This is a genomic window from Microcoleus sp. POL10_C6, assembly GCF_036701585.1.
Classification (GTDB): domain Bacteria; phylum Cyanobacteriota; class Cyanobacteriia; order Cyanobacteriales; family Microcoleaceae; genus Microcoleus.
Window position 1 is genome coordinate 23612 of record NZ_JAUBRB010000018.1, and the last position, 25810, is coordinate 49421.

Sequence of the window (25810 nt, forward strand, 5' to 3'; positions counted from 1 at the left end):
CCACAGTCAACAGTCAACAGCCAACAGTCAACAAACTTACAAACTTACAAATAACCTTGTTGGAGTAATTGTGCAATTTCTCCCTGACAGTGGTTTGTGAGTTCAGCCACAACTGCTTTGGCTTTTTTGCCTCGATATTGCTGCTGTCTCTCGACAGTAATCCAGTAAGGCTGGCCGATTAAAACATTAACTCGCTGATAAATTATCACAGGATGCCACCCAGAGCGATCGAACAGCGGTTCCGAAGGATCAAACAAACTCAACAACTTGAGCGGTACACCCGATCTTACCGAGTGTTCCTCAAAAGAACTAATGGCCACCGGCAAAACCGCCAAATCCCGCACCGGCGCCCGCAAAGCCAAATGAGCAAATCCTCGCTGAAACTTCCCCACAGTATTGGGTCCAGTCAGCTTCACCATCGGTTCTGCACCCTCTGGAAACACCCCCACCATCTCCCCGCTTTGCAGCAGCGCTGTCGCTTGAGAGAAAAAATGCTGCTGTCGGTGCTCTGGTGCTTCCAAGGGGAAAGCGCCGAAAGTCGTGACAACTTCCCTCATTAGCGGAACTTGACCCATGTAATGATGACAAGCAAAGCGGATCGATCGACCCAAAGCCGCCGTCAGCAGCACAGGATCTAAGAAACTGCGGTGATTGCTCACCACCAGCACCGGACTCTCTTGGGGAATCCGGTCTTCCCGGAACACAAACGTCTGCGTTCCCAAACCAGCCAGGAAACAGCGCGAAATCAGCAATTTGCTCTCTGAAGACATGGGCGAAAAGACAGGTGCGACGCTATAAAGGTTGATTCCATTCTCACGCAGCTTAACATTACTTTACCAAGGCAGGGCTCCCTCAAAAAGTAGACTTTCCCATCTACCTGGGCTTTATAGTTCAGGACGCATGGGATAGTCAGACACTTAGTTTTTTCAATAAAAATTGCATTCGCTCCTTGAATACCGATCAAAAAAACCCAGCTTCTTTGGTATAGCAACTCCTCAGACAATTGTGGTGTAAACTAAGAACGATCTTGTTTGTTGCAAAGTGATCGCACCACTCATGGCAAAACCCTACAGCTACGATCTACGCCAGAAAGTCATTCCAGCAATCAATCTCGATTGCTTAAAAATTATTGCCCTATGGCTAAAGCGACAAGACCAAACAGGAAGCTTTCTAGCTTGGTTGCCAGAAGCTACTGCTCTACTTGTGGCTTCCCTGACTTTGACAAACCCAGCTCAGGCCGCCAACCCGGAACACATCAAGCAACTGTTAGAAACTAAACAGTGCAAAGGTTGCGATTTAACAAACGCTCAATTAAGGGGTGCGAGTCTGGAGGGGGCTAATTTGGCAGGAGCTAACTTAGAAAATGTATATTTGTACAAAGCTAATCTTGTCAATGCTAATCTTAGCGGTGCTAATGTCAGATCTGCTGACTTAGGAGATGTCAACATGAAAGGAATTAACCTGAGCGGTGCTGACTTGACAGATACCAATCTTAAAGGCAACGATATGACGGGCGCTAACTTAGAAAATGCCAACTTATCTGGAGCTATTTTAAAGTGTAATAAAACAACTCGAACTAGACTGACTTATGCCAACCTCAAAAAAGCTAACTTGACTAAGGCCGATCTCAAGGGAGTATCGCTTATAGGTGCAAATCTCGCAGATGCCAACCTTAACGAGGCAGATCTGAGTCCTGACCGTTATCGTGCGGGGAACATAATCTATATTTCTTCTGCCTATCTCAGCGGTGCTAACTTGAGAAACGCCAATCTTAACAAGGCTACGTTAAATCGCGCTAATTTATATAGAGCTAATTTGAAGAATGCCCTTTTAAGTAACGCTAGGCTGAATGATGCTACTTTGTCTAGAGCTAATTTGAATAATGCCATTTTAACTAATGCTAGCCTTAGTTATGCTAACTTGGAAATGGCTCAATTAACGGAAGCCGATCTAACGAAGGCTTCTCTAAGGATGGCAAACCTGGAAGGAGCAACTTTAATTAAGGCAAACCTCAGTAATGCCGATCTTGTGAAGTCCAAACTTGTTGATGCTAACCTAACAAATGCTATTTTAAAATCAGCCAGATTGGTAGATATCAACATGAGTAGAGCTAACTTAATGGGGGCAGACCTCAGCGGTGCGGAAATGAGTAAAAATAACCTCTGTGATGTCACAATGCCAGATGGCACAAAAACTAAAGAAGGTTGTGGCAACTGATATCGAACTCTAACTGTCGCCAAAAGAGAAAAGTTAAGTGGATTCATTTGATTTGAACTTGGATGGAACAATGCCGATCTTCGCCCAAAAGTCGAATTCGTAAACAGCTAGATGAGTTTGATTACTTACTCCATGCGATCGCAGATGTCTTACGCCTTGCGTCCTAACACGGGCGGTTGCTATATTGAGGGAAAGCAACAATTTATAAAGTCTTGTTGCGACTTCTGTAAAAATGCTTAAAATAGCCCCCAAACCAAGCTAGGGTAGCTAAACTGATAAATCTACAGTGGGGATTGACGCACTGTCAAAGTATTTTTGCACAAGTCTTAATAGCAATCTCGCCAGGAGCAAAATGAATAATATCCAAAACTATCGCCTTAAATGTACCCTCACCTTTGGCGACATTTACGGTCAAATCATTGTTTGGCTGATAGTCATCTTCCTAAGTCTAGCGTCGGCACTCGCCTTGTGGAGTAGCGCCCGCCAAATCTTCGCCTTGGCTACCGTCGGCTTGATTTTAGTGCTGTCTCTGCCCTTCTTGCTGTTTGCTTTCGTTACAACTCTGCTAAATAACATTGAAGTGCTTGCCGTAGAACCCGGTACGGAAACTCAACCTTCTGCAACGGGCAATCAGTCCAATCAGCAGCCTGTCGAAAGCGCCGGCTAGTCCAATGTGAAATTTTGATTTAACTTTTGATTTTCCATTCAACTCAAAAGTTAAAAAACTTCCTGCGCTTTTGGTAGGAAGTTTTTTTTTGCGTCACCATAAGTTGAGCACAACACTCAAAATAATTCAAAAAAATGCTAGAACACGACGTAATCATTGTAGGCGGCGGTTTAGCAGGTTGCCGCGCCGCAGTAGAAATTGCTCGGACTGACCCCAGTTTAAAGGTAGCTGTCGTCGCCAAAACTCACCCGATTCGATCGCACTCCGTCGCAGCCCAAGGCGGCATGGCCTCCAGCCTGCAAAATGTCGATCCTGAAGATAGTTGGAAAGCCCACGCCTTCGACACAGTAAAAGGTTCAGACTATTTAGCCGACCAAGACGCGGTAGAAATCCTCACGCGGGAAGCCCCCGGTGTAGTCATAGATTTAGAACACATGGGAGTCCTCTTCTCCCGCCTCCCAGACGGCAGAATTGCCCAGCGCGCTTTCGGCGGACATTCTCACCGCCGCACCTGCTACGCCGCCGACAAAACTGGTCACGCCATCCTCCACGAATTAGTCAACAATCTGCGCCGTTACGGAGTTCACATCTATCAGGAGTGGTATGTCACCCGCCTGATTTTGGAAGAAGGCCAAGCCAAGGGGGTAGTTATGTACCGCCTTCTAGACGGTCAAATTGAGGTTGTCCGTGCTAAGGCGGTGATGTTTGCTACGGGGGGTTACGGTCGAGTTTACAATACCACGTCGAACGATTACGCCTCGACGGGAGACGGTTTGGCGATGACGGCTTTAGCTGGATTGCCGCTGGAAGATATGGAATTCGTGCAGTTTCACCCGACGGGTTTGTATCCCGTGGGAGTGTTGATTTCCGAGGCTGTGCGGGGCGAAGGCGCTTATTTGATTAATTCAGAGGGCGATCGATTTATGGCCAATTATGCCCCGTCGCGGATGGAATTAGCGCCCAGAGATATCACCTCGCGGTCAATTTCCATAGAAATTCGCGCCGGTCGAGGAATTAATGTTGATGGTAGTGCCCGCGGCCCCTTTATCTACCTCGATTTGCGGCACATGGGACGCGAAAAAATTATGAGCAAAATTCCTTTTGCTTGGGAAGAAGCCCACCGTTTGTTAGGAATTGATGCCGTAAATCAGCCGATGCCCGTCCGCCCTACTGTTCACTATTCAATGGGGGGAATTCCTACTAATGTTAGTGGGCAAGTTCGCAGCAGTCCTGACAGTTTGGTAGACGGTTTCTTTGCAGCGGGGGAAGCAGCTTGCGTGTCGGTTCACGGCGCTAACCGTTTGGGCAGCAATTCGCTGTTGGAATGCGTTGTTTACGGTAAAGTTACTGGCGCAACCATAGCACAATTTGTACAAAATCGCAAGTTGCCTGCAGTAGACGAACAGCGTTATATTACGGAAGCAAAAGAGCAAATTCAGGCACTTTTAGAACGTCCCGGAAAATACCGCATCAATCAAATCCGGCAGCAGTATCAAGATACTATGACTGAGTATTGTGGCGTATTTCGTAGCGCCGAATTGATGCAGGAAGGTTTAAAGAAATTGGCTGATTTAGAGCGACAATATGAGGAGGTTTACTTAGACGATAAAGGCAAGTTGTGGAATACGGAAATTGTGGAAGCTTTGGAGTTGCGGAGTTTGATAATTGTCGGAAAAATGATTTTAACTTCTGCTTTGAACCGGCAGGAAAGTCGGGGAGCTCATTCGCGGGAAGATTTTACTGAGCGCGATGATGGGAATTTCTTGAAGCATACAATGGCGTATTATTCGCCTGCGGGGATTGATTTGGCTTATATGCCGGTGGCGATTACGATGTTTGAGCCGCAGGAGAGGAAGTATTGATTTGTACGGGTGGGCGATGCCCACCTTTATTCAGGCTTACTCTTCACAATCACATTATCGAAGTATACGGCGATCGCATTTTTCTCGCTTCTGGTTGAAATGACTCCAATTTTTCCTGATTTGTAAGAGTCATCTTCAAACATCCCAACTCTTTGATTATTAATCCATCCAATCACCCTTTTCCCATCGCATACAATCCTCAATCGATTCAAATTGTTACCTTGTTTGATTGTGGTAGAATACTTCCAGCCAAGTTTATGTTCCCACTTATTACTTGATGATAATTTTCCCAGCGCAAAGTTTCCATTGCCTTTAATTAGCAAATAATAATAATTGTCCACTATGCGAGGTTGATTCTGAGAGTTATATCGAGCTATTATTCCAAATTCTGAGTTATCAGAACCCTTAACTTTTTTCGCATCCGCAGAAAAATCAAAGTTGGCTATTTTATTTTCTTTAATATCCCATAGGGATAAGCTGGGACGATTTATTTCATCTTCACTCGTTTGATGAAATAGTCCCCCATTTTTTATCTTTGCGGAGGGTGGAGTTTTCCAGGTTGATGGAGATTTAAAATCTTCTCTAAGTAAAACTTTAGGAAAAAATTCTGTGTTGGGTTTCAGCTCCCATGTCAAATATGATGTCAAGGCAAGTATTGCAGCTAGGGTGATAATAATTTTATATACTTTAGATAGAGCGGAATATTGTTTGATAGTTTTTAGACCCTGAATTATTCCGAAAGACGCGCCTGTGAGTCCACCTAAGAGCAACCAAGCAATTTCTGGTTGCTTGATATTAATTAATGTTAGTGAATATGCCGCTAGATCTCCAAGTACAATAAAACTAACTCCCCACCATGCCAAGATGTTGAGCAAAAAATTTAGCGTAACTCCTATGAACACCCAAATCAGTAATAATGCGACAACCACTTTTATGAATACAAAAAATTTCAAAACTCTTCTGCGGTTTATTGTCTGGTAAGGTTGATAACTATAGGAAAATTGATTATTTTTTGGATTCCTATTGCTATAATTTTCTTTTAACTTATTTAGGGGCTGTAACACAAATTCTACGATCAATGTTAATTGTTGTTGAAAATGGTTAAGATGCTCTTGTAAGAGAAATTTCAAAGCTAAAATAGTACCCAAAATCATTAGGCACCCAAATATCGAACAGACTAACTGAACTTCGGGTATCCCCATTAGGCTCAAAGGGGAAACTACTTGTAAAACAGAAGATCTACTGACTTCAAGCGGGTATGACAAAATCCAATTATCACCTAAACCTACTGATAAAAATTGACCCAAAATTAAGCGAATACAATACAGACATAATCCTGTAGGAATACCATTCCTAACCGTAAACCAGACAAGGGTTCCCCAGTTTATGGGTTTCCTAAAGGAAACAGGTATTTGAAACTCTCCTGTATTTGTTGTTAGTAATATTTGAGCATGGTAGTGACCAGCTTCTAGAGTAGTTGTATTTAAGGTCAAGGTTAATTCTAAGGATGAACTTTCAAAGCTGTTCGGTGTTAGTTCAAGTTGAGCCATATCAGTTGAAGCACTTCCCTTAAGTATTCCCCCACCAGTGGTAATTTTCAATAAGGTAGGAATGGAATGTATGCCATCTGCAATGACTCCCAAGTCTAGTTTCCTTGGTTCTATATTGACAGGAAGTTCTTTTACCTCATAGTGGACAGGAATTTTGCAGGGTTCCTCAACGCCTTCTAGGCGAAACACTATATAACAATAGTAATTGCCAGGTTCTACCTCTAGTGTATTCAATTCAATATCTAATTTGCCAGTAGAAGAATCGAATTTTTCTGGTACGCTCACACCTCGACTATTGCCCTCAATATTTACATTTCCCCAAGCAAATCCCCGCCCTTTATTGATAATTTTTAATGTATATGTTTGGTGATAGCCAAGTGGTATATCACCAAGGTCTAATTCATTTGGTAAGATAACAATTTTTGGAGATGGGTCGTGTCCTATATCTTCACACATAACCCGCACAAACATCTCTAAACCTCTACGCTTTTTGCCCTCGTATAAATTGACAATTTTACGAGACACGTTTGCTAAATTTGTCTTTCCTAAACGTGCTACCAGCCAGCGTTCTACATACCCGCTAAACAAGTAATCTGTTGCTTCATCAGGATATTTATCACATAAATCAATTAAATCAAAAATTGAGGATGCTTCTCCATATTTAAATTTAAAATTATGTGGCTTGAGAGCTTCGGCAAATTCTCGCCTCTCAATATCTAAACTCGCAGTTAAAAACCGACTGTCTTCACTACTCAAATTTTTGCCTGCTGCCCATTTTTGGGCATCTTGTAGCGCCTGCCCCCGTAACAAGCATGAATCACTCTGACAGTTCGAGGCCAGCCAATCTTGTATAGCTTTTTTGTAAAAATCTGGGCGGAGATACGCTAATTCATTGCTAACCCATCCCTGACTGAAAACTTGCCTGTAAATTCGGTTGTAAACCTCTAATCTACCCTGTCGCTTGACTACCAACCCTGTCAGCCACAGTTCCATGTGGTCTGGACTATCATCAGTTAGAATCCCTTTTTGCTGGCACAAGATTTGTTGATATAGCCCCAGCAAATAACCAGCACGCTGCTCATTTGTCAAAAGGCGATCGCGTATTGTCCTCAAATGCTCTGGCTCATCTTGTGATTCCCAATTTTTGATAATGCGCGATCGCACCAATTTTTCAATATTCAATACCTCATTGCTAACCCGGATAATTTTACAAATTTTTTGAGTAAGAAACGGTTGTCCACCAGTCCAATTCAATACTTCTTTCAATACTTCTTTTGGATGGCTGACTTTTCCCACCAATCCTTGGGCTAATGGCTCGGCTTCATCTGCCTCAAAGCCGTTGAGTTCAATCTCTCGACCAACATTAAACGGTGTGCGCTTTTTGTCTTTAATCAAATCTGAGGGAGTCGCCACCCCCAATAGCGTGAAGGTAATACGCTTGTATTGTGGTCGATCGGCACGCTGGTTATAGCAGTATCGGATTAAAGCAAAAAAATCGTCAGTTGGAAAACTCAGGCTACGAACGCTATCGATTTCATCCACAAAAATGACGATGGGTTGAGAAATATTGACCAGAAGCACTTCTTCGATAAACTCACTCAATCGATCCACAGCGGTGAGATGATCCCGATCTAGCCACCATTTTCGCAGCTCAAACTTTTGTGAAAGCTCAAAACTGCTTACTAAACTCCGAACTAAACCTGCATACCACTTGTCTGCTGAATCATTTTGGCTGCCAATACCCGTCAAGTCAATCGCAGCACAGGCAATTCCCTCGGCTTGCAGCGATCGCATCGTTTGCACCCGCAGGCTAGATTTACCCATCTGCCGTGAATTCAAGACATAACAGAATTCTCCCGCCTTCAACGCTTGATACAAGTTTCGATCTGCCTGTCGCGTGACATAAGTGGGAGAATCAGCAGGTAAATTGCCCCCGACTTGGTATTCATAAGCTGGTTGAGGTACTGGATTCATTGATTAATCCTCAAGCGATCACAAAAATATTGGCGATACAATTCACACAGAGGCAGAACATCATTACCTTTCATTTTAACTAGCCCCATAGGTAGTAACTTAGATGCTTCTCGTGTATCTATCCGTACTGGGGAGTTCTGGGCAACTACTCGCTTCATAGCGGTCAGCAGTTCTTGATTTTCCTCCAAATTTAATAAATGACGGCGCAGATGATCGCTGTACAAACCTTCTTCGGTAGGGGCAATTTGCAACAGTTGTTCCAGTGTCATTTCACCCCGTGCAATTCGATATAAAGCCATCCGTACTAGATAAGGATGCCCGCCCACCATCGCCATCAGTTTTTCGACTTGCTTGCTCGTCCACTTGAGTCCGTGTCGCCCTACTAAATCTTGAATCTGTGACTGATTTAGCTGGGGTAGTTCAATAGGGAAACCTACATTAAACGGCGACTGATTGGCGTTCAAAGTATAAACATCTTGATGCACAATCACCAACCGCAGTTTTTTCCAAATAGCCTCATTTTTGCCACGCTCGTGCCAAAATCGCAGCAATGGCAAAAAGTCATTAGCGATCGGTGGATGTGAGAAAATCCAATCCAGTTCATCCAATCCCAAAACCAAAGGGTGCTTGATTTGGGGCAGAAGACACTCCTCGAAATAAACCGTGCAGTTATCCTTGCTGCCAAAAATCTCGTCCCAGTAATCTGCTAACTTGTTCGGTAGTTTCAGCCTCCGTCCCACGTTGGCACAGAACCACCGCAAGAACGGATCTAGGTGAGCAAACACATTTCCATCGGCTTGTCGAAAATCAATCGCCACTGCTTGATAGCCTTGCTCGGTTCCACAGTGAAGTATTCGTGCCATTAACGAGGTTTTGCCCATTTGCCGTGGGGCTTTAACTCGGATTAATGCCCCTGCTTTAACAATTTCCTTATAGCAGTCAGATTCGATGCGAAGATGAGCAACATAAAAGGCAGAATCTAGAGCAACTTGCCCTGTTGGTGATTCTAGTTCTGCAACTACAGCCCCTTGAAATGCTGACAAACCCCGATATGGGCAATCTACATCGGGGCTACCTACTTTTTTTGAGTAGGATCTCTAAAGAGTCGTTTAATTGGTTGCAAGACTTTTCTTAAAGTATTTTCTGTATCCAGTTCCACCTCATAAGCTAGAATTCCAGGAATCAGAGGTAGAGCCAACTTTGCTTTAGCAGCAGCAGGTGTTCCTGGTTCGTTTAGCTTGTCTCTAATTTCTCGCAACAATCGCATCAGTTCATCGGGATAGTTGGTGGCGGGTTGCTTCTCAATATGTTCAACTTCTCAGACAACTTCGACGATCGCATTTCGTGCATCGACTTCTTCTACCGTAGAGAAGGCAGATTCTTGAGCCAGAAGATCCCAATACTCAGTCTCGCACTGACGAAGTTCTGGTAGAACTTCTTCCCGGATTCTTTGCCTAAGCGCGGTTTTGGCCAAGATGTCGTCAGTGATGGCAAGGCGTTTTTTCGCATCATTAAGAGTCTCATACCGCAACTCTAATACTTTTTCTGCTGCTGCTAACCTTGAGCTTAGTGTCATTTGATTCTAACTCCTGCGATCTTCTATAAAAGTCTCATTCATAAACCCAATAAAATTGCCAGACATCACCGTCCAGCATTCTCCGTCACTTCCCCCACAGATAAACTTAACGCCTCCGCCACTTGTTCGGCACTCAAACCCATTCCCAACAACCGGGGAATTGCATCCCTTCTTCCCAGAAATTCAGCTTGTCGTGCCTGTTCTGCACCCCCGGCCCTTTCCCGCTGTTGCTCCTCTGGCACTCCCTCTAATTCTGCTCTTTCATCGCCAATCAACAGTAAATTACCCTCCTCGTCCCACCAACGCAGCCGTTTTGAGTTATAAGTATTAAGTTTTGAATTTTAAACTTTTTAACTTATAACTCAAAACTCAAAACTTTCCTTAAGGTTTCGGTAGCGCGCCTTCTGGACTAGGAGAAGCAGCCGGTTCGGGAGTCGTCGTAGCCGCAGGAGAAGGCAAAGGAGTCCCACTAGCTAACTGATTAATTTGGTCTTTATAGTTAGGAGGAGCTAACTCAGTAGCTCGATCAAACAGCGTTTTTGCCTCATCTGTTTTGCCCTGTTCCTTCAGCACGATCGCCTTTCCTAAAGTCGGGCGAAAATCTTTGGGATTAGCCTTAGCAGATTCGTCGTAAATTGCGATCGCCTCCTCGTAGCGCTTCTGCACAGCATAAACCTGTCCCAAAATCAACTGCACTGAAGTTACATCAACACTTTCCGGTTTCGCCAGATTCGCAGCCGGAGCAGCCTTCAGCGTATCTTGCAGCAATCCGATCGCAGCTTCTGGTCGCTGCTGCACCAGCAGTAAATTCACCAACCCCTGCAAAGCCTTAATTTCCCCAGGCTTAGACGCTAAAATTGACCTGTAAGCTTGAGCAGCCCCTTCGCGATCGCCCGTGCGTTCCTTAGCCTGAGCCAGCAAAATCCCGTATTCAGTAGTCTCAGGATTCAGCGAAGCCAACTTTTCCAAAGGAGCGATTGCATCCTTAATGTCCCCCACTCCTTGGCCGATCAACTCCAGCCGCACCTGCAACAATCCCCGTAAAGCCGTTACGTTGTCTGGTTCTCGCTGCAAAACCAATTCGTACCCCCTCGCCTGAGCTTGCAGCAACTCTGATTGCTTCTCCCCAGACTGCGCCGTTTGAGTAGGTGTTGGAGTTGACGTACTTTGGGCTTGGCTGGCCTTGAGAATACTGTCCAAAATGGGAACCAGAGAAAATCCCAAAAAAGCGATGAGCGACAGCACCACCACCACAGTAATCAACCCACGACGCTTATTTGCTTTTTCCATAATTCAACTATCCCAGCTTAAAATCTACTATTTTCTAAGAATTAACGCATCGCTCAGGGGCGTCTGCCATTTAACTAGATCCATGCAACCATAAAAGTTCTTAACTTCAAAGTCCGAACGGACAAAGCAGCCTTTTACTTGCAGCTAATATGGTAACAGACCCATAACTCCATGCTAGCTAAACAATTTTGGACACTCAGACCTGCAGCCCCACGGACTGCGGTGTCTGTCCAATTTAGTCTGGTCAAGCTAAAAATTACCGAAAATATGGCGGATCAGGCCGTTAGGTAATTGGATTAAGTAAAATAGGCAAGCTGAATATCCTAAATGCTATTAGCCAGCAACTCCAGATCAGCGCGATCGCAGGATCGATCAGTCAGCAACTCCCAAAGTCCTTCCTCGCAAGGATTTTAGCAGCCAGCGAACCGATCGGCACTCGTAGCGTTGAAAGTTGGCGTTGACGGGTCACAACCAGACCTCCGGGCGCAAGCCCGCCTGTCAGGTGCTAGTAGTTTTTAAAGCAGTTTCTTCAGTTTATTCCTAATTTCCCTTAAGGGATGTGTCTCCGCTGCAAGGAGTTTTTATGAACCCCTCTCCCAACCGGTCTTCCAAATCGTCCAAATCTACTTCAACTCGCAAGGATCAGCCGAGCGAACTGGCCGTCAATCCGCCTAAAGATACAGATTCCATTCCTGAGACACCAGACGAAAGTTCGGTGCCTTCGGCGTTGGCTGCACCTGTTGACCAAAATCAACCGGCAACGCCAACAGACGCCCCAGCGTCCAAGGATAGCCTGCAACGACCACGCTACAGTTCTGCCCCCGACAAGGACAAAACAAAGCCACAAGACCAGCCCAGCAATGCTCCTGTACCCCCGGCGCCTGCAGCGTCTTCGACACCTGTCAGCGATACTCCAGCCCTAGCAGTCGCACCGCCGGCAAACGCCGAGCCTGCCGCTAACGAAAGTCAGGCAGCCGAGGACATACCCTCCGTCATGCGCCAACATCCCATTCCCCCCCCCAGCGAACCCAGGCAGTACCGAGCTGTTGGTTTGGTGCGGGGTCGCTACACACCATCAGAAGAGCAATTCACCCGGGGTATGCTGATAGCTGCCGACGGAACTGCCATCGACGCAGTTTTGCTGGGTAGAGTCATGAGTTTAGTCAAAAATCACCTGGAGCTGGAACAAGAACACCTGTGGGTGGTCTATCCCCGCACCCGGCAAGAAGACGGCAACTTGCACGCCCAGATTATGGGAGTTTGGGAGCCGGAAACGCTCAAGAAACCTCCCGAACCTTCCTCTGATGAGGAAAATCAGGAAGCAGCGGAGATTGAGGCTAGTGACGAAGCATCGACCGCATCTTTGCCTCCCTCGGAACCTGATGTTGAAGATGGCTATTTTTCGATTAGAGGTGAGGTGATTTATCAATCCCAAGACCAAGAAAAGTATGTCATCGTCAAAATCAAGCAAGCTCCCCGCAAGAATGACGACAAGATGAAGTTTTTTAAGTTGAAACTCAAGGGAGATTTAGCTACAAAGGCGATCGGGTTTTTTTGGGATTTCCACGTCAAATTGAAAGCTGACAGTCTGATGATTGAGCAGGCTAATAATATTGGTGCCCTGCCGATTAAAAAGCGGAAATTCCCCCCTGGTAGCAAGCCGCCCGGTGGCTTCAAAGGAGGAGGGAAGCGTCCGTTTACTCCTAGGCCCAGCGGTGACGGTGCTCCTGTAGGGCGTCCTACCATCAAGTCCGCAGCAGCAGCAGCACCGCGTGTCCCGAAGGAACCTCTTCCTAAGCCGGTTAAGAAGCCTAAGCCGATCGAGGAATGAACCCATTTTAGATTTTAGATTTTAGATTTTAGGTGAGTGCATCACTTTCCCATGTGTGCAGTTTTTTACCAGAATTCTTGAATCTAAAATCTAGAATCCTGGACGCACTCGCGAGGAGCAGAAACCGGGTTTCTTGACCAACAACCTAAGCTTTCAGGCCCGCGCTAGGGACAAGAAACCCGGTTTCTGGGACCTGGTGCGTCCACAAATAATCTAAAACCGCCAAATCGCCAATCTCAAATCCTTTATTCGAGCCTCACTTGTGCGCCCCACAAATCTTGCGGGAGAAATACTCTGTCGGTGGGTAGGGGAGCAACTGGGGCCGTGAGGGTAAATTGACCCGCTTCAATTTGCTGCTTCAATTCCAATGCTACTTGCCGGGAGAGAAACATACTAGCAAGGGGGGCTGCCCGCACAGGTTTGCCCTCTATCAGGATGCGGCCAGTCTTTAATTGAGCGTAACTAACTAAACCGAATGTGGGACGAACGCGCCGGGGGATAGAGAAATCTACCACCGGCGCTACTATTTTTTTGTCTGATACTGCACAGTGGGCGACGACTGTTTCATTTAAGACGGGAAAGGGGATGCCGACTCCCAGCATCAGGGAGGGGCCGTAGTTTTTGAAGTAGCAGCCACGCACCCATTTCGAGTTCATCTGTTTGGCGTCGCCGATGAGTGCGAGGGTAGCGGCAGGGCCGATGGGGGTGCGGTTGGGCTGGCGTTTTTGCAGCGGGAAGTGCTGGGTTCCTTCCCAGGTGATGTAGCCCTGAGCGCCTCCTAGGAAGATGCGGGTGCCGATGCCGATGATTTCGAGGTCGGGGTCGTTGAGCAGGGGAGACATGGCTCCAAGGTTCGAGTAGACGGCGTTGCCGAGGTTTGGTTGCAGGGGGCCGAGGTAGGTGAACAGCGGGCGATCGCCCCCGTTGACTCCAACAATAAAGTTTTGATATGCGTTGCGGGGATTGAATAAATAAAACTGGTTGATTGTATCGCGGGTAATCGTGGTTTCAAAGGAGGCGCGGGGGTAGCAGTCTGTTACTTGCCCCAAGGCACGCAACTGCACGGGTTTCCCGGCAATCAGGTCTTCGATGACGTGTCCGCCTCCCCGTTCGCGGGATTCTTCGCCGTCTTCGGCTACTTGGGTGGCTCCCAGGTACAGGTCTACTGCCCCGAAGCCGGAGTAGGCTAAAACGCCGTCCAGCCAACATTGGCGGATTTTTATCGGCGGGTCGGTATGGCCGAGGTTGATGATTGCACCGGAGGATTCCATCGGCTCGAAGGTGCCGGTGGTAATCACATCGACTTCTTTGGCGGCTTGGGTAATGCTGGTTTCTTGAACTCTAGTTTTGAGTTCTTCGATTGTCCAGACTGTGGCTTTGCCTTGGCTGATTTTATCGTTGATTTCGTCGATCGATCTCATATATTTTAGATTTTAGATTTTAGATTTTGAATTGATTGATTTTGGAGGGATTTTGATTTTAAATTAATTTTGGATTGATGGAAGGTCGATAGAGCTGGTTGTTTGAGATAAAAGCAATATATTATTATAACTGAGATGTTGCACTATTCTCAATAAGGATTTTATGAACAGGCCAGATGCCTGTTCCGCAGGAAAATTCACTCTTCGTGAAACAGGCATCTGGCCTGTTCTGGATAATGATACAAGATGTAAATTATAACGGATACAATAACACTATCATAAATAAAATAAAGGGCGATCGCCATGACTCAAGCGATATTAAAACCAGTCAGCTTCGATGAATTTCTTGACTGGTATCCTAAAAATTCTGAAAACCGTTACTAACTGCACAATGGAGCTATTGTTGAAATTCCTAAAGCCACCGGAGAATATTCAGAAGTAGCTGGCTTCCTTGTCGCTGAACTCAACTTTGAAATCAGACGACTAGGACTTCCTTACTTCCTTCCCAAAGAATGCGTTGTCAAAGCTGATAACGAGCTATCTGGTTACGAACCGGATGCGATCGTTTTAGACAGGCAAGGAACGGACAGCGAACCGAGATGAAAAAAGGAATCTATCATTACAATGGGTAGTTCTGTCCGGCTAATTGTCGAAGTTGTCAGTACCAATTGGCGGGATGATTATGGCTAAAAATTGGTGAATTACGAAGCTTTGGGCATTTCTGAATACTGGATTGCGGATTATTTGGGACTTGGTGCCAGACGCTATATTGGCAACCCGAAAAAACCTACTTTTTCTGTTTACCAGTTGATTGACGGTGAGTATCAAGTCAGTCAGTTTCGGGGTAGTAATAGGGTTGTGTCACCCACATTTGGGCATTTTAATTTGAGTGCTCAACAGCTTTTTATAGCCGGCAGAGATACGGTAAAAAATGCGAGGCTTGAAGATAGTTAGTTGAGAGTGTTAGTACCACATTTTTCCTAATTTTATAGTGAATACTTCTGTACTATAACTGGCAATGAATCAGAACTGAAGTCATTATGAACCTTAACTATTGATTTTCAGGAGCCTCATTTTCAGCATGATCGGGGATGTCTGGTTTCTGTTCTGGTAAATATTTTTCTGGTAGGCTTTCGGCGACTCCTATAGCTTCATGTTTTTCATGGATAGCAGAATCGATTGCTGCTAAGGTTTTAGGGCTGGCACTCCACTGGTTTAGAATATCTTTAATGAGGGCTTCCCTAATCCAAACTTGAGCTACAACGGTGAGGGGGAGAGCTAGCAATAAGCCTAAAAATCCAAAGAAGGTGGCGAAGAATACTTGAGCTATTAATGTTACTGCTGGCAGCAGTGATACTTGCTGTGCCATGACGTAGGGGGTGAGGACGTTGCTTTCAAACTGTTGAATTAGAAAGTAAAGGATTAGGACAAAACCTGATTGTAAGGGAGAATCTAAAAGTGCGATCGTCATTGGGGGGATGACGCTCAAAGTGGGGCCTATATTGGGAATTAGGTTAAGAAATCCTGCTACTACAGCGTGAGCTAGCGGTAGGGGGACTTGCAAGACCGACAAACCAATTAAGCTCAAAAAAGCAATCACACTCATGCTAATGAGAGCGCCGATGACCCATCGACCGAGAGCTATTTCGCATTCATCTAAGATGCCATCGACTCGTCGCCGATAAAAAGATGGAAATAGTTGGATGAATGCTTTGCGGTAAGATAGAGGTTCTGCTAATGTCATCAATGTCAAAACTATGACTAGCAAAAAGCTGAGAATAACGCCTAATGTGTTACCGACAAAGGCTCCTGCACCGCCAACGAGTTGGTTGAATAAAGGTTGCAGTTGTTGCATGATGTCGTTAACATCAAGATTGGGCAGCCGCTGACCCAATTGTCCAGAAAAACGACCTTCAAATTGATCTATCCACTGATTTAATCTTTCTATTCCTTGAGGGGCTCTTTGGGTAAGTTGTTGAAACTGTTGGGTAAATGGCGGTACAATTATCAGGAATAAGCCTACGAATACGAGGATTAGGAAGCTAACTGATAAGAGTACAGCGATCGATCTTTTGAGTCCGAATTTTTGCAAGTAGCGTGCTAGTCTGTTTAAGGCTGTGGCTAAGACGACGGCCGCAAACAGCAGCAGTAGGGCCTGCCTGATTTGCCACAAAATGTAACAAGATGCGATGAGGGCTAATAAGCCCATCCACTGTCCTAGCTTCATTAGATTTTAGATATTAGATATTAGATTTTAGATTGAGGAATACGGTATGGGAAATTACTGCTTGCTAATTGCTCAGCAGCCCAGAAGCGATAAATCGCCTTTATATCAAGATACAGCAGATGCGCGCGATCGCATCTTTAATCAGATACCCCTACTCGGACATCAGTATAAGCAGCCTCCTCAATTCCCTTTGGCGAACACCTGCTGCGCTGTCAGCTTCAATTCTGGGAAAATTGGGGACTCAATACCCTCGCCCCCTCGGAACAGTTTGACTTGATATTCCCCCTCAATTAGTTGGTAAATCGAAAAAGTGGGTTGTTTGGGGTTTCCAATAAACCGTCTGCCGCCCAATCCTAGATAGTCTATAATCCAATATTCTTGAATACCCATTGACTCATATGCCTCAAGCTTTAGGGCATAATCATCACCCCAATTAGTGCTAGTTACCTCGACGATTAGGGGGACTGATGAACCCATTGTGATAATTGATGATTTTTCCCATCGCGGCTCGTTTCCAATGGTTTGTTCGTTAAGTACAATAATATCTGGTTCATACCCGGATTCCTCGCCCATGGGTTTGATGACGCATTCTTTGGGGATGAAGTAGGGTAGGTTTAAGCGTTCTATTTCGAGAAATAACCAGCCGCTGGTAAAACCGGCCACTTTAGAATGTTTACCTGTTGCTTTTGGCATCTCAACAATCTCTCCATTGTGCAGTTCGTAGCGGTGTTCTGAATTCTCAGGATACCAATCAATGAATTCATCGAATGTTACTAATTCTGTGATGGTTTGAATCATGGTGAGTGCCTCAACTTTGGTTTTGATAGCTGTACGGGGAATTAAGATTTTGGCAAAAACATAGTTTTTAGACCTAGTGTAGATCGATCGCACTTTTTGATTGTGTCTCTACTGCTGCTGGCGCGATCGCCCTAACCTATAGAATTCTTGTTACCTTCAAGCCTTTCTCGAACAACTTCTTGATAAAAAGTCTCTAAAGCTGTCACGCAAACTTTATCGTCAAACAGATCACCTTGTCGCTGACTCATGCGTTGTGCAATGTCTCGGCGCCACTTTGAATCTATACCCAACTTGACAGCTATTTGAATATATTCTTCTTCATTTTTGGCGATTGTGTCTGTTACTCCCAGCCTTTTGAGAAAGCTATAAGCATGAAGTCCCCGCATAAATTCTCCCGGACAAGTTACTATGGGTAAATTGCAAGCGAGCGCCTCCAAAGACGTATTCCCCCCCGACCAAGTAAAAGTATCTAAAAAAACATCAGACAGAAAGTTAATTGCTATGTAATCTTGTCGAGTTGGAATAGTTCGGAACAGACAGTAATCTTCACTGTCGAGATTCACAGCAGCAAAAGCACGCTTTAACCGTTCCCGCAGTAATTCGCCGCGAGGAAAAATAAACTGAGCTTGCGGAAGGCGGCGAGCAATTTCTGCTAAAATAAAATCATATTGTGGTAAGTATTTGAAAGGAGCTTGGCAGCACAAATAAATAACGGCATCTTCTCGCAGGTTAAAATCTGAGCGAGTTTGGGTTAATTGACCAACAATCGGTTTTGGGTAGGCAACGCCAATATTAGGCAACTTAATTAAGGTTTCTGAGTAGTGCAACTGTGCATTTTCCGGTTCCATCAATTCACTGGAAATAAAATAATCAATCGTCGGTAAACCAGAGGTTACAGGATGTCCCCACGCCGAACATTGCACGGGGGCAAGGCGCAAAGCTGCTACTTGTATAGTTGGTGCGTCCATGCCAATTTCCGGGAAGACAAGAATATGCAATTTATCATCAATAATTTGTTGGCATACGCCTTCTAGGTTGTGAGGAATGTGGCGAAATCGATCGCTGTATTGGCGAAATCTTTCTGTAATTGGATCGGGTTCGTCCCCCGTATAGTAACAGTAAATTTCAAATAGTTGGTGGTTGCAATAACGCAGCCAGCCAGTTAACCATAAAGTGCCGCTGTAAGAATGCAAATAACTAGAAATATAACCGACTCTAATTTTGCCATTTTCCAGCAGGGGAGGCATTGATTGCGGTTGCACCCACTGCGAATAGTTGGCGACCATAACTTGATGCACTAAATTAGCATACTTTGATTGCGATTCCACAACATTGTAAGCCTGATATGCTAGGTAAAAATTAGTAAAACTACTAAAACCCCGCAAAGCATTAATTTTGTATTCGGGAGTTTTTAGGGAGGTTTGCTGAATTACGTTTTCTAATCCTTGGACAAATCTTTTCCTGTAAAATAGGATTTCATCTGATGTGTTATAAATGATCGGCAATATCAAGTGTTTGAATAGTTGAAAAACATATTCATGGGGCAGTAGTTTCGTTGCTCTTTCTGCACTTGATATAGCTTCTTGAGTGCGTCCGTTTTGCTGAAAAATTTTGATTATTTGAAAGTGCATTTGTCCTGCTGTTGGGTAATGGTGGATGCCTGAGTCAAGAATCCCGATCGCTTCTTCGATTCTGTTGAGGTTTCTTAAACACTCGCTTAAGTTACTATACAGTTCTATATCTCCTATCTGGGATACTAAAAACCTTTGATAGTGCTTAATGGCAGCTTCGTATCTTCCTTGACGATAGAATTGGTTGCCGAATTCTCTCAACGCTAATGCTTGGGAATCAACAGTTATCTCGCTAAGTTGTTCCTGTTCCACTACTGGAATTTCTGCGGTTCCAGACTCTGCTATTGCTTGGTGATTTTCCGCATTCAACTTAATTCGATATTGAATCTGTGGCAAAATATCCTGCCACTGGCTTCGATTGAGGTTTTCTAATAAAATAATTTCTGGTTCGCAGCTAGTATCTAAATCTTCTTCCATAAAAAGATTCATCACAATCGCTGATAAAATTAGATTGGGATCTATTTCGGATTTTTCTAAACTTTCGCTCACATATATTAAAATAGTGATAAAATCGCAATCGGGATGATTTACCCGACTCCTAATAATTAGTTCTAACTCTAAATAAAGAGATTCTTCTGGTTGGTTCCAATCAGGAAAAATCAGCAAATTTAAGGGTTTCAGATTTAAGGTGGCTAGATCCATGTGATTGTCTGTCTCATTTATATTGCTGGGCATGGAGGGGTTTTGGTGTGAAAGTTCGATCGCCCCTGGTTTAATTTAACTCGTCTTTGGGGGCTGGCGATCGCCCTCCATCCCCTATCTTGGCTGTTGGCGCGATCGCCAGCCGAGGACGGCAGCTAGGATGATACTGGGGGTAAAGACGGCGATTAGGGCGTTGAATGCGGTTAAGGGTATAGAGATAATGGGGCCACCGTACTTGATGATGAGGGAGATTACAGCGGAGATCAGGAATACTTTCAGGATAAATCCGGTGTTGGTGTTCATAGAATTGGTCTTTGGTTATATAATCTGGTTTTGGGAGGGAGAAGAGGGGCGCTTCATTTCGGGATAGCTTCGGTCGCGCGGACTTGGCTAATATGCCGAGAAGCCATCGAGACACCATTATTGCAGGATCTCGGAGGATTGGGGGGCGATCAATTTTTCCCCAGATAGCGCGGCTCAGATGCCTTTCCATTCTAGAATAGGAATGTGCCATCAGCTAATTTACTAATATTAGGCTTGAGAGAGAATGGATAAGCAAGAATCAGACTTGATAGAGAAAATTCGTCAACAATTTGACAATGCTCCTTACCCTAAATTTGCCCTCGATTACTCTCCCAAAACAGACTATCAATCTCTCTACATTCATAATCTGGTAACAGCTTACTATTTAAGAAATCAAAAAGTTATAGAGACTGAAGGTAAAGTTATTTTAGACGCTGGCTGCGGCACTGGCTATAAATCCTTAATTTTGGCAGAGGCAAATCCCGGAGCAAAAATTGTTGGCATAGACCTTTCTGAAGAATCTGTTAACTTAGCTCAAAAACGGCTGCGACATCACGGATTTGAAAAGGCCGAGTTTCATGTTTTAGCCATCGAAGACTTACCCAGCTTGAATCTCACATTTGACTACATTAATAACGACGAGGTGCTTTATATTTTACCTGACATAGCGGTGGGATTGCAAGCGATGAAATCAGTCCTCAAATCCGAGGGGATCATCCGTACCAACCTGCACAGTTCTCTTCAGCGCACTAACTTTTACCGCGCCCAAGCACTTTTCAGGATGATGGGGTTGATGGATGAAAATCCGCAAGAAATGGAGATCCAATTAACCCGTGATATTATGAATGCTTTGAAAGATGACGTAAGACTTAAAGTAACTACCTGGGAAGGTAACCTTGCTGAAAAGGAACAGTCCATACTGATGAATTATTTGTTTCAAGGTGATAAAGGCTATACGATTTCTGAAATGTTCGCGGCGCTGAGAGTTGCTGATTTACAGTTTGTGAGCATGGTGAATTGGCGACACTGGGAATTGACGGACTTGTTCAAAGATCCAGATAACTTACCTGCATTTCTGGAGATGAGTTTGCCAGAAGTTTCTATAGAAGAGAGGCTGCATATGTTTGAACTGTTACAACCAGTTCATCGTTTAATTGACTTTTGGTGCGCTCATCCCGCGCGAGAGCCGTTGTTACCTGTTTCGGAATGGACTCTTGCTGATTGGCAGACTGCACGGGTGTATCTGCATCCCCAGCTAAGGACTGCTCAGGTACAAGAAGACTTGATTAACTGTATCAATGGTTACCGACCATTCGAGATCAGCAGTTATGTGCGTTTGCCAACCAAAGTTCCTATCCTAATAGAGAGTATTAAGGCTGCTTGTTTGCTGCCGCTTTGGGAAGGAGGTTGTTCTGTCACCGACCTAGCCGAACGCTGGCTAAAGCTCAGACCCATCCATCCCGTTACCCTAGAGCCCGCGAGTCACGAGACAGCGTTTGAGGAGGTCAAGGAACTTTTGAAAATGCTAGAAGCTTTTATATACGTGCTTTTGGAGCGATCGGCTTGAGAACGAAAAAAAAAATCCCGCGAGTGATATGAAGCCTGTCAGAAGTGGGTAAGTTATCTCTAAGAGTTAGAAATCAAGCATCCCACCCCTCTAGGAGAAACAACCAATGAAAACTGAATTTAAAGCCAGATTCCTGCAACACCTCAATCAAAAAAGACAGGATAAGGGTTTCACCCTGATTGAACTGCTGGTCGTTATTATCATCATCGGTATTTTGTCTGCGATTGCTCTGCCTTCCTTCCTCAGCCAAGCCAACAAAGCCAAGCAGTCAGAAGCCAAGCAGTATATCGGTTCCATGAACAGAGCTCAGCAAGCTAAATATGCAGAGGATAATGGCTTTGTAAAGGACGTTAATGATTTGGGTTTGGGCATCAAAACTCAAACTACTAACTATCTATACTCAATCCAACAGTCAGATTTTGCATCGGATACAAAAGCGACCAACTTCGCAACACCTGTAAATAAAAAGTCCCTCCAATTATATGCTGGTGGGGTAGCTATAGGTTCACAAACTGGAGCAGGCGCGGCTACACAGGACAAAACCACGTCAGCCGTTTTATGTGCATATGATGGTGAGGCTACTGCTTATAAGCCAGATCCGAACGCGGCGATCGGTTCTCGGTGTGAAACTGGTGGTACAGAAGTCGCCAAGTAAAAAAGGTATTACGGCTAGGAAGGTTCGATCAATGTAGTCTTAACTTTTTCCAAAAGTGGGTAGTGTTTGTATACACTACCCATTTGCATAGTTTCTAGAAATATTAGTTTCCCATATTAAAAATTTGACACCCTCTAACTTTTTAGACAACCCGGGATTGCCTGAACTACAAACTTTTCAGCAGCAAGCAGATAAATATGCAATGCAGGGACATTATGCTCAAGCAGCAAAGTTGTACGAGCAAGCAATAGAAGTTAATCCAGACACCAAATCTAATTACTGGCATTTGGGCTTGATGTTTCTGTTGCAGGAACAAGAAGCAGAAGCTCAAACTACTTGGCTGCTAGGCATGGCAGAAGGGGAACCAGAACAAGTGGAGGAGTGGACAGCAGAACTGATACAAGTGTTGCAAGCGGAAGCAGAGCGACGTAGAGGTATAGCAGACTATTCAGTAGCTTGGGTAATTCGGCAGCACATCCGAGAAATTAATCCCGCAGATATTAGCAACCTCTTGCACTTGATTGGCTTGTGCATCCTGCTTGAGACCTATACAGGAGAGGAACTGAATGCTCTGGGCTTAATCGATCATCTCCATTCAGAGCAACTCGCAGAGGCAGACTCTGAGCTATTAATGCAAGTGCTCAACAGTGTTTTACATTATGCTCCCCTGCACCCTTCGTCGCTCGAACTAGCGGAAGCCTGTCTAGCCCATGTCCGGGAACCTCTAGTTTTTATTGAAATTGTCATCGCAGCGTCGGTGGAAATTGCTCACTCGGCATTGATGCCGGGACTAGCAATAAGCTTTGCAGAGTTAGCTCGCACTTTAGATATTAATAATCTCGGAATTTTGCTACAGTTAGGTACTTATTATCAAAATGCTCAGCAATATGCTCGGGGTATAGAAATTGCCAAATTGCGCTATTCCTTATGCAAGCAACTAGCAGATAAAGTTTTTTCTAATCATCAAATTATGCGGGGATTGATGAGTGCAGGTGGATATTGGGAACAGGTATTACCGGTAATCCAGAGACACAAATCACTGTTGGAGTCACTGATCGGCGAACAACCAACATCACTTCACGCGACTACAGTCCAAAATCTGTTTCTTACTACCTTCTTTTTACCGTACTTTGAAGACAGTCCAAAAATTAATAAACCCATTCAAAATCAAGTCTCTCAGTTATGTCAAACTAATGTTGAAACCTATGCCAAGGAGCAGGCAGATCGATACAGACAGCGAGTGGCATCCAGTAAAAGCAATGGTACTGCTACTAAGCGTTTGAAGATTGGTTATGTATCGCATTGCCTCAGAAGACATTCAGTTGGCTGGCTAGCACGATGGCTTTTCCAGCATCATGATCGCGCTCAATTTGAAATACACGGTTATTTCCTGATCTATAGAAAGACGGAGGACTCTTTACAGGAATGGTTTGTCAATCATGTTGATAAAGCCCACAAAGGCGGTTTTTACGGTACTGAAGTGGCTGAGCAAATTTATCACGATGAGATTGATATTCTGATCGATCTCGACAGCATCACACTCGATGTGACTTGTGAGGTGATGGCACTCAAGCCTGCACCCGTTCAAGTCACTTGGCTGGGTTGGGATGCTTCAGGGTTGCCGGCGGTTGACTATTTTATTGCCGATCCCTATGTTCTGCCGGAGTCTGCTGAGGAATATTACAGTGAAAAAATTTGGCGTTTGCCTCAAACTTATATAGCTGTGGATGGTTTTGAGGTGGGTATTCCAGATTTGAGGCGCGATAGGTTGGGTATTCCGAGTGATGCTGTTGTATATCTTAGTGCTCAGAGGGGCTATAAACGCCATCCAGATACAGCGCGACTACAGATAAAAATTATTGCAGAAGTACCAAATAGTTACTTTTTAATCAAAGGTTCTGCTGATGAAGAATCAATTAAAAACTTCTTTTTTCAGTTAGCAGAAGAAGAAGGTGTGGCGGGCGATCGCCTGCGTTTTTTGCCAGAGGTAGGAGCCGAATCTGTTCATAGAGCAAACTTAGGCATTGCAGATGTAGTTCTTGATACTTATCCTTACAACGGTGCTACAACTACCCTAGAAACTTTGTGGATGGGCATTCCCCTCGTGACGCGGGTAGGACAGCAATTTGCGGCTCGCAACAGTTACACGATGATGATCAATGCTGGTATAACTGAGGGAATAGCTTGGACGGATGAGGAATATGTCGAGTGGGGGATACGCTTAGGGAAAGATACGGCTATGAGGCAACAAATTGCTTGGAAATTGCGACATTCGAGGCAAACTGCTCCCCTGTGGAATGCTAAGCATTTTACGCTAGAGATGGAGAAAGCTTACCAACAAATGTGGCAAATGTATCTGGAGAAACATCATTCGTAAAACGACTGATAGCAATGTATGACATAACTTGAACTGTGGAGGATAGTTAAGTGAGTGATGCTTTAGATGAGGTGATTGCGCCTCGATTGTCCCTTTGCATGATTGTTAAAGATGAAAAAAAGAATTTACCGAGATGCTTAGAGAGCGCTAAACCTTACGTTGATGAAATGATAGTGGTAGATACTGGCTCTCAGGATGGTACGCCGGAGATTGCTCTTCAATATGGAGCAAAAGTCGATTACTTCAAATGGTGCGATGATTTTGCAGCCGCTCGAAATTTTTCTCTTTCCTTAGCATCGGGCGACTGGATTTTAGTTTTGGATGCTGATGAAGAATTAGTTGTTAATACTGATGCGTTGAAAGAGGAATTAACTTCAAAAAGGGAAGTCATAGCCTATTTACTGATGCTAAGCGAAGCCAATGCTGTACAGGGGACAACCCCATTACACACACCCAGGCTATTTCGCAATCTTCCAGAACTTAGATATGTAAGTCGCCTACACGAATATATAGACTTAAAAAAATGGTACGATCGTTCAAACTTTTTAAGTCAGTTAGAAAGTTTGAAAATTCTGCACCATCCTAAAACCGCTCCTGAAGAAATCCAGCAAGAATTGATAGAGCGTGACATTGCTATTTTGGAACGAATCCAGCAAGAGGAAGGTATTAGCTTAAGACTTCTTTACAGCCTTGCTAATGTTTACGGGGCTACTCAGCAAGCTGAGAAAGCTCAAGAATGCTACGCTGAAGCATTTGAGCGACTTTTTCCACACTTGATGGAAGGGAACCCGCCGGATGATTTTGCTTTTATTCCCTCCCTGATTTTTACATTGGCGGGGCAGTCCTTGCAGAATCAAGATTATGAAACGGCACGGTTAATTTGTCAGCGCGGTCTGGAGTGGTGCGCCAACTATCCGCCTATAAATTACATAGCTGGAATGACTTTAATTAGTTTAGGATTTCCTCTGGGCGCTATTGCTTATTTTGAGAAGTGCTTGCAACTTGGTAAAGATGTCAGTTACTATACAGGAGAGCCTTTTGAAATCAGTTTTATGACAACTGATGCGGCCTGTGGTTTAGGTGCTGCGTACATTCAGATGAAGTCCTGGCAAGCCGCTATATATGCTTTTGAACTAGCGCTTAATTTTGATGAAAACTGTACAGACGCTCAAAGAAATTTAGAGGGAATTAAGGCTTTGCTTAATCAAGAAGTGTAAGGATG

At 44.6% G+C, this 25810-nt stretch carries 19 protein-coding genes and 3 pseudogenes; 10 read left to right on the forward strand and 12 right to left on the reverse strand.

What is annotated here, in order from left to right; translation table 11 throughout:
• Positions 1 to 44 precede the first annotated feature (44 nt).
• Positions 45 to 770, reverse strand: coding sequence for a lysophospholipid acyltransferase family protein (locus tag QUA34_RS12200; RefSeq protein ID WP_333325780.1), 726 nt, complete (start codon positions 768 to 770; stop codon positions 45 to 47).
• A gap of 286 nt (positions 771 to 1056) precedes the next feature.
• On the opposite strand from QUA34_RS12200, the pseudogene QUA34_RS12205 reads away from it, so the two are divergent.
• From QUA34_RS12205 to QUA34_RS12220, 4 genes and pseudogenes are all read left to right on the forward strand, one after another.
• Positions 1057 to 1173, forward strand: a pseudogene (locus QUA34_RS12205) (IS630 family transposase); the annotation flags it as partial.
• Between the two features lie 30 nt (positions 1174 to 1203).
• Positions 1204 to 2217, forward strand: a complete 1014-nt coding sequence (locus QUA34_RS12210; protein WP_333386988.1) for a pentapeptide repeat-containing protein — start codon at positions 1204 to 1206, stop codon at positions 2215 to 2217.
• Between the two features lie 352 nt (positions 2218 to 2569).
• Positions 2570 to 2884 carry a hypothetical protein gene (locus tag QUA34_RS12215; protein ID WP_333056259.1) on the forward strand — a complete coding sequence of 105 codons (315 nt, stop codon included), beginning with the start codon at positions 2570 to 2572 and terminating at the stop codon, positions 2882 to 2884.
• 134 nt (positions 2885 to 3018) lie between these two features.
• Positions 3019 to 4746, forward strand: a complete 1728-nt coding sequence (locus tag QUA34_RS12220) for a succinate dehydrogenase/fumarate reductase flavoprotein subunit (protein ID WP_333386897.1) — start codon at positions 3019 to 3021, stop codon at positions 4744 to 4746.
• Positions 4747 to 4772: 26 nt separating this feature from the next.
• On the opposite strand, the gene QUA34_RS12225 is transcribed toward QUA34_RS12220, so the two are convergent.
• The 6 genes and pseudogenes from QUA34_RS12225 to QUA34_RS12250 all read right to left on the reverse strand — a co-directional run bounded on the left by QUA34_RS12225 (position 4773) and on the right by QUA34_RS12250 (position 11136).
• A complete protein-coding gene (locus QUA34_RS12225) occupies positions 4773 to 8270 on the reverse strand; it encodes an AAA-like domain-containing protein (RefSeq protein WP_333386900.1) in 3498 nt (1165 codons plus the stop codon).
• Complete coding sequence (locus QUA34_RS12230) at positions 8267 to 9313, reverse strand: AAA-like domain-containing protein (protein WP_333386902.1); 1047 nt, start codon at positions 9311 to 9313, stop codon at positions 8267 to 8269. Before QUA34_RS12230 ends, QUA34_RS12225 begins: the two co-directional genes overlap by 4 nt.
• A gap of 32 nt (positions 9314 to 9345) precedes the next feature.
• Complete coding sequence (locus QUA34_RS12235; RefSeq protein WP_333386904.1) at positions 9346 to 9537, reverse strand: hypothetical protein; 192 nt, start codon at positions 9535 to 9537, stop codon at positions 9346 to 9348.
• A 51-nt stretch (positions 9538 to 9588) separates the two neighbouring features.
• Positions 9589 to 9846: a hypothetical protein gene (locus QUA34_RS12240; RefSeq protein WP_333386907.1), complete on the reverse strand. Its 258-nt coding sequence runs from the start codon at positions 9844 to 9846 to the stop codon at positions 9589 to 9591.
• Positions 9847 to 9911: 65 nt separating this feature from the next.
• A pseudogene (locus tag QUA34_RS12245) lies at positions 9912 to 10154 on the reverse strand (Uma2 family endonuclease); the annotation flags it as partial.
• A gap of 73 nt (positions 10155 to 10227) precedes the next feature.
• A complete protein-coding gene (locus tag QUA34_RS12250; RefSeq protein WP_333386910.1) occupies positions 10228 to 11136 on the reverse strand; it encodes a tetratricopeptide repeat protein in 909 nt (302 codons plus the stop codon).
• A gap of 583 nt (positions 11137 to 11719) precedes the next feature.
• Between QUA34_RS12250 and QUA34_RS12255 the strand changes: the two genes are divergently transcribed.
• The gene (locus QUA34_RS12255; RefSeq protein WP_333325794.1) at positions 11720 to 12967 is read left to right on the forward strand and encodes a hypothetical protein; all 1248 of its coding nucleotides are present in this window, start codon (positions 11720 to 11722) and stop codon (positions 12965 to 12967) included.
• A 245-nt stretch (positions 12968 to 13212) separates the two neighbouring features.
• On the opposite strand, the gene QUA34_RS12260 is transcribed toward QUA34_RS12255, so the two are convergent.
• Positions 13213 to 14388: a homocysteine biosynthesis protein gene (locus QUA34_RS12260; protein WP_333036886.1), complete on the reverse strand. Its 1176-nt coding sequence runs from the start codon at positions 14386 to 14388 to the stop codon at positions 13213 to 13215.
• 303 nt (positions 14389 to 14691) lie between these two features.
• Between QUA34_RS12260 and QUA34_RS12265 the strand changes: the two are divergent.
• A pseudogene (locus QUA34_RS12265) lies at positions 14692 to 15342 on the forward strand (Uma2 family endonuclease).
• A gap of 97 nt (positions 15343 to 15439) precedes the next feature.
• Here the strand turns inward: QUA34_RS12265 and QUA34_RS12270 are convergent.
• The 4 genes from QUA34_RS12270 to QUA34_RS12285 all read right to left on the reverse strand — a co-directional run bounded on the left by QUA34_RS12270 (position 15440) and on the right by QUA34_RS12285 (position 19989).
• Positions 15440 to 16615: an AI-2E family transporter gene (locus QUA34_RS12270; protein WP_333386914.1), complete on the reverse strand. Its 1176-nt coding sequence runs from the start codon at positions 16613 to 16615 to the stop codon at positions 15440 to 15442.
• 180 nt (positions 16616 to 16795) lie between these two features.
• Positions 16796 to 17413 (reverse strand): Uma2 family endonuclease, encoded by a 618-nt coding sequence (locus QUA34_RS12275; RefSeq protein ID WP_333386989.1) that lies wholly within the window; start codon positions 17411 to 17413, stop codon positions 16796 to 16798.
• Positions 17414 to 17544: 131 nt separating this feature from the next.
• Positions 17545 to 19719, reverse strand: coding sequence for an O-linked N-acetylglucosamine transferase family protein (locus tag QUA34_RS12280; RefSeq protein WP_333386918.1), 2175 nt, complete (start codon positions 19717 to 19719; stop codon positions 17545 to 17547).
• A gap of 81 nt (positions 19720 to 19800) precedes the next feature.
• Positions 19801 to 19989 (reverse strand): hypothetical protein, encoded by a 189-nt coding sequence (locus QUA34_RS12285; protein WP_333081478.1) that lies wholly within the window; start codon positions 19987 to 19989, stop codon positions 19801 to 19803.
• 244 nt (positions 19990 to 20233) lie between these two features.
• Between QUA34_RS12285 and QUA34_RS12290 the strand changes: the two genes are divergently transcribed.
• From QUA34_RS12290 to QUA34_RS12305, 4 genes are all read left to right on the forward strand, one after another.
• A complete protein-coding gene (locus QUA34_RS12290; RefSeq protein ID WP_333386920.1) occupies positions 20234 to 21556 on the forward strand; it encodes a methyltransferase domain-containing protein in 1323 nt (440 codons plus the stop codon).
• A gap of 106 nt (positions 21557 to 21662) precedes the next feature.
• On the forward strand, positions 21663 to 22211 hold the full coding sequence (locus QUA34_RS12295) for a type IV pilin-like G/H family protein (protein WP_333081480.1): 549 nt from the start codon (positions 21663 to 21665) through the stop codon (positions 22209 to 22211).
• 157 nt (positions 22212 to 22368) lie between these two features.
• On the forward strand, positions 22369 to 24588 hold the full coding sequence (locus tag QUA34_RS12300; protein WP_445242816.1) for an O-linked N-acetylglucosamine transferase, SPINDLY family protein: 2220 nt from the start codon (positions 22369 to 22371) through the stop codon (positions 24586 to 24588).
• A 50-nt stretch (positions 24589 to 24638) separates the two neighbouring features.
• A complete protein-coding gene (locus tag QUA34_RS12305) occupies positions 24639 to 25805 on the forward strand; it encodes a glycosyltransferase family 2 protein (protein WP_333386923.1) in 1167 nt (388 codons plus the stop codon).
• The last annotated feature ends 5 nt before the right edge of the window (positions 25806 to 25810 follow it).

Bases quoted from the DNA above. Each gene is read 5' to 3' on its own strand.
- QUA34_RS12215 (WP_333056259.1), top strand. From the start codon at position 2,570: ATGAATAATATCCAAAACTATCGCCTTAAATGTACCCTCACCTTTGGC.
- QUA34_RS12275 (WP_333386989.1), bottom strand. From the start codon at position 17,413: ATGATTCAAACCATCACAGAATTAGTAACATTCGATGAATTCATTGAT.
- QUA34_RS12225 (WP_333386900.1), bottom strand. From the start codon at position 8,270: ATGAATCCAGTACCTCAACCAGCTTATGAATACCAAGTCGGGGGCAAT.
- QUA34_RS12260 (WP_333036886.1), bottom strand. From the start codon at position 14,388: ATGAGATCGATCGACGAAATCAACGATAAAATCAGCCAAGGCAAAGCC.
- QUA34_RS12255 (WP_333325794.1), top strand. From the start codon at position 11,720: ATGAACCCCTCTCCCAACCGGTCTTCCAAATCGTCCAAATCTACTTCA.
- QUA34_RS12220 (WP_333386897.1), top strand. From the start codon at position 3,019: ATGCTAGAACACGACGTAATCATTGTAGGCGGCGGTTTAGCAGGTTGC.
- QUA34_RS12295 (WP_333081480.1), top strand. From the start codon at position 21,663: ATGAAAACTGAATTTAAAGCCAGATTCCTGCAACACCTCAATCAAAAA.
- QUA34_RS12250 (WP_333386910.1), bottom strand. From the start codon at position 11,136: ATGGAAAAAGCAAATAAGCGTCGTGGGTTGATTACTGTGGTGGTGGTG.
- QUA34_RS12285 (WP_333081478.1), bottom strand. From the start codon at position 19,989: ATGAACACCAACACCGGATTTATCCTGAAAGTATTCCTGATCTCCGCT.
- QUA34_RS12240 (WP_333386907.1), bottom strand. From the start codon at position 9,846: ATGACACTAAGCTCAAGGTTAGCAGCAGCAGAAAAAGTATTAGAGTTG.
- QUA34_RS12270 (WP_333386914.1), bottom strand. From the start codon at position 16,615: ATGAAGCTAGGACAGTGGATGGGCTTATTAGCCCTCATCGCATCTTGT.
- QUA34_RS12235 (WP_333386904.1), bottom strand. From the start codon at position 9,537: ATGCGATTGTTGCGAGAAATTAGAGACAAGCTAAACGAACCAGGAACA.
- QUA34_RS12200 (WP_333325780.1), bottom strand. From the start codon at position 770: ATGTCTTCAGAGAGCAAATTGCTGATTTCGCGCTGTTTCCTGGCTGGT.
- QUA34_RS12280 (WP_333386918.1), bottom strand. From the start codon at position 19,719: ATGCCCAGCAATATAAATGAGACAGACAATCACATGGATCTAGCCACC.
- QUA34_RS12290 (WP_333386920.1), top strand. From the start codon at position 20,234: ATGGATAAGCAAGAATCAGACTTGATAGAGAAAATTCGTCAACAATTT.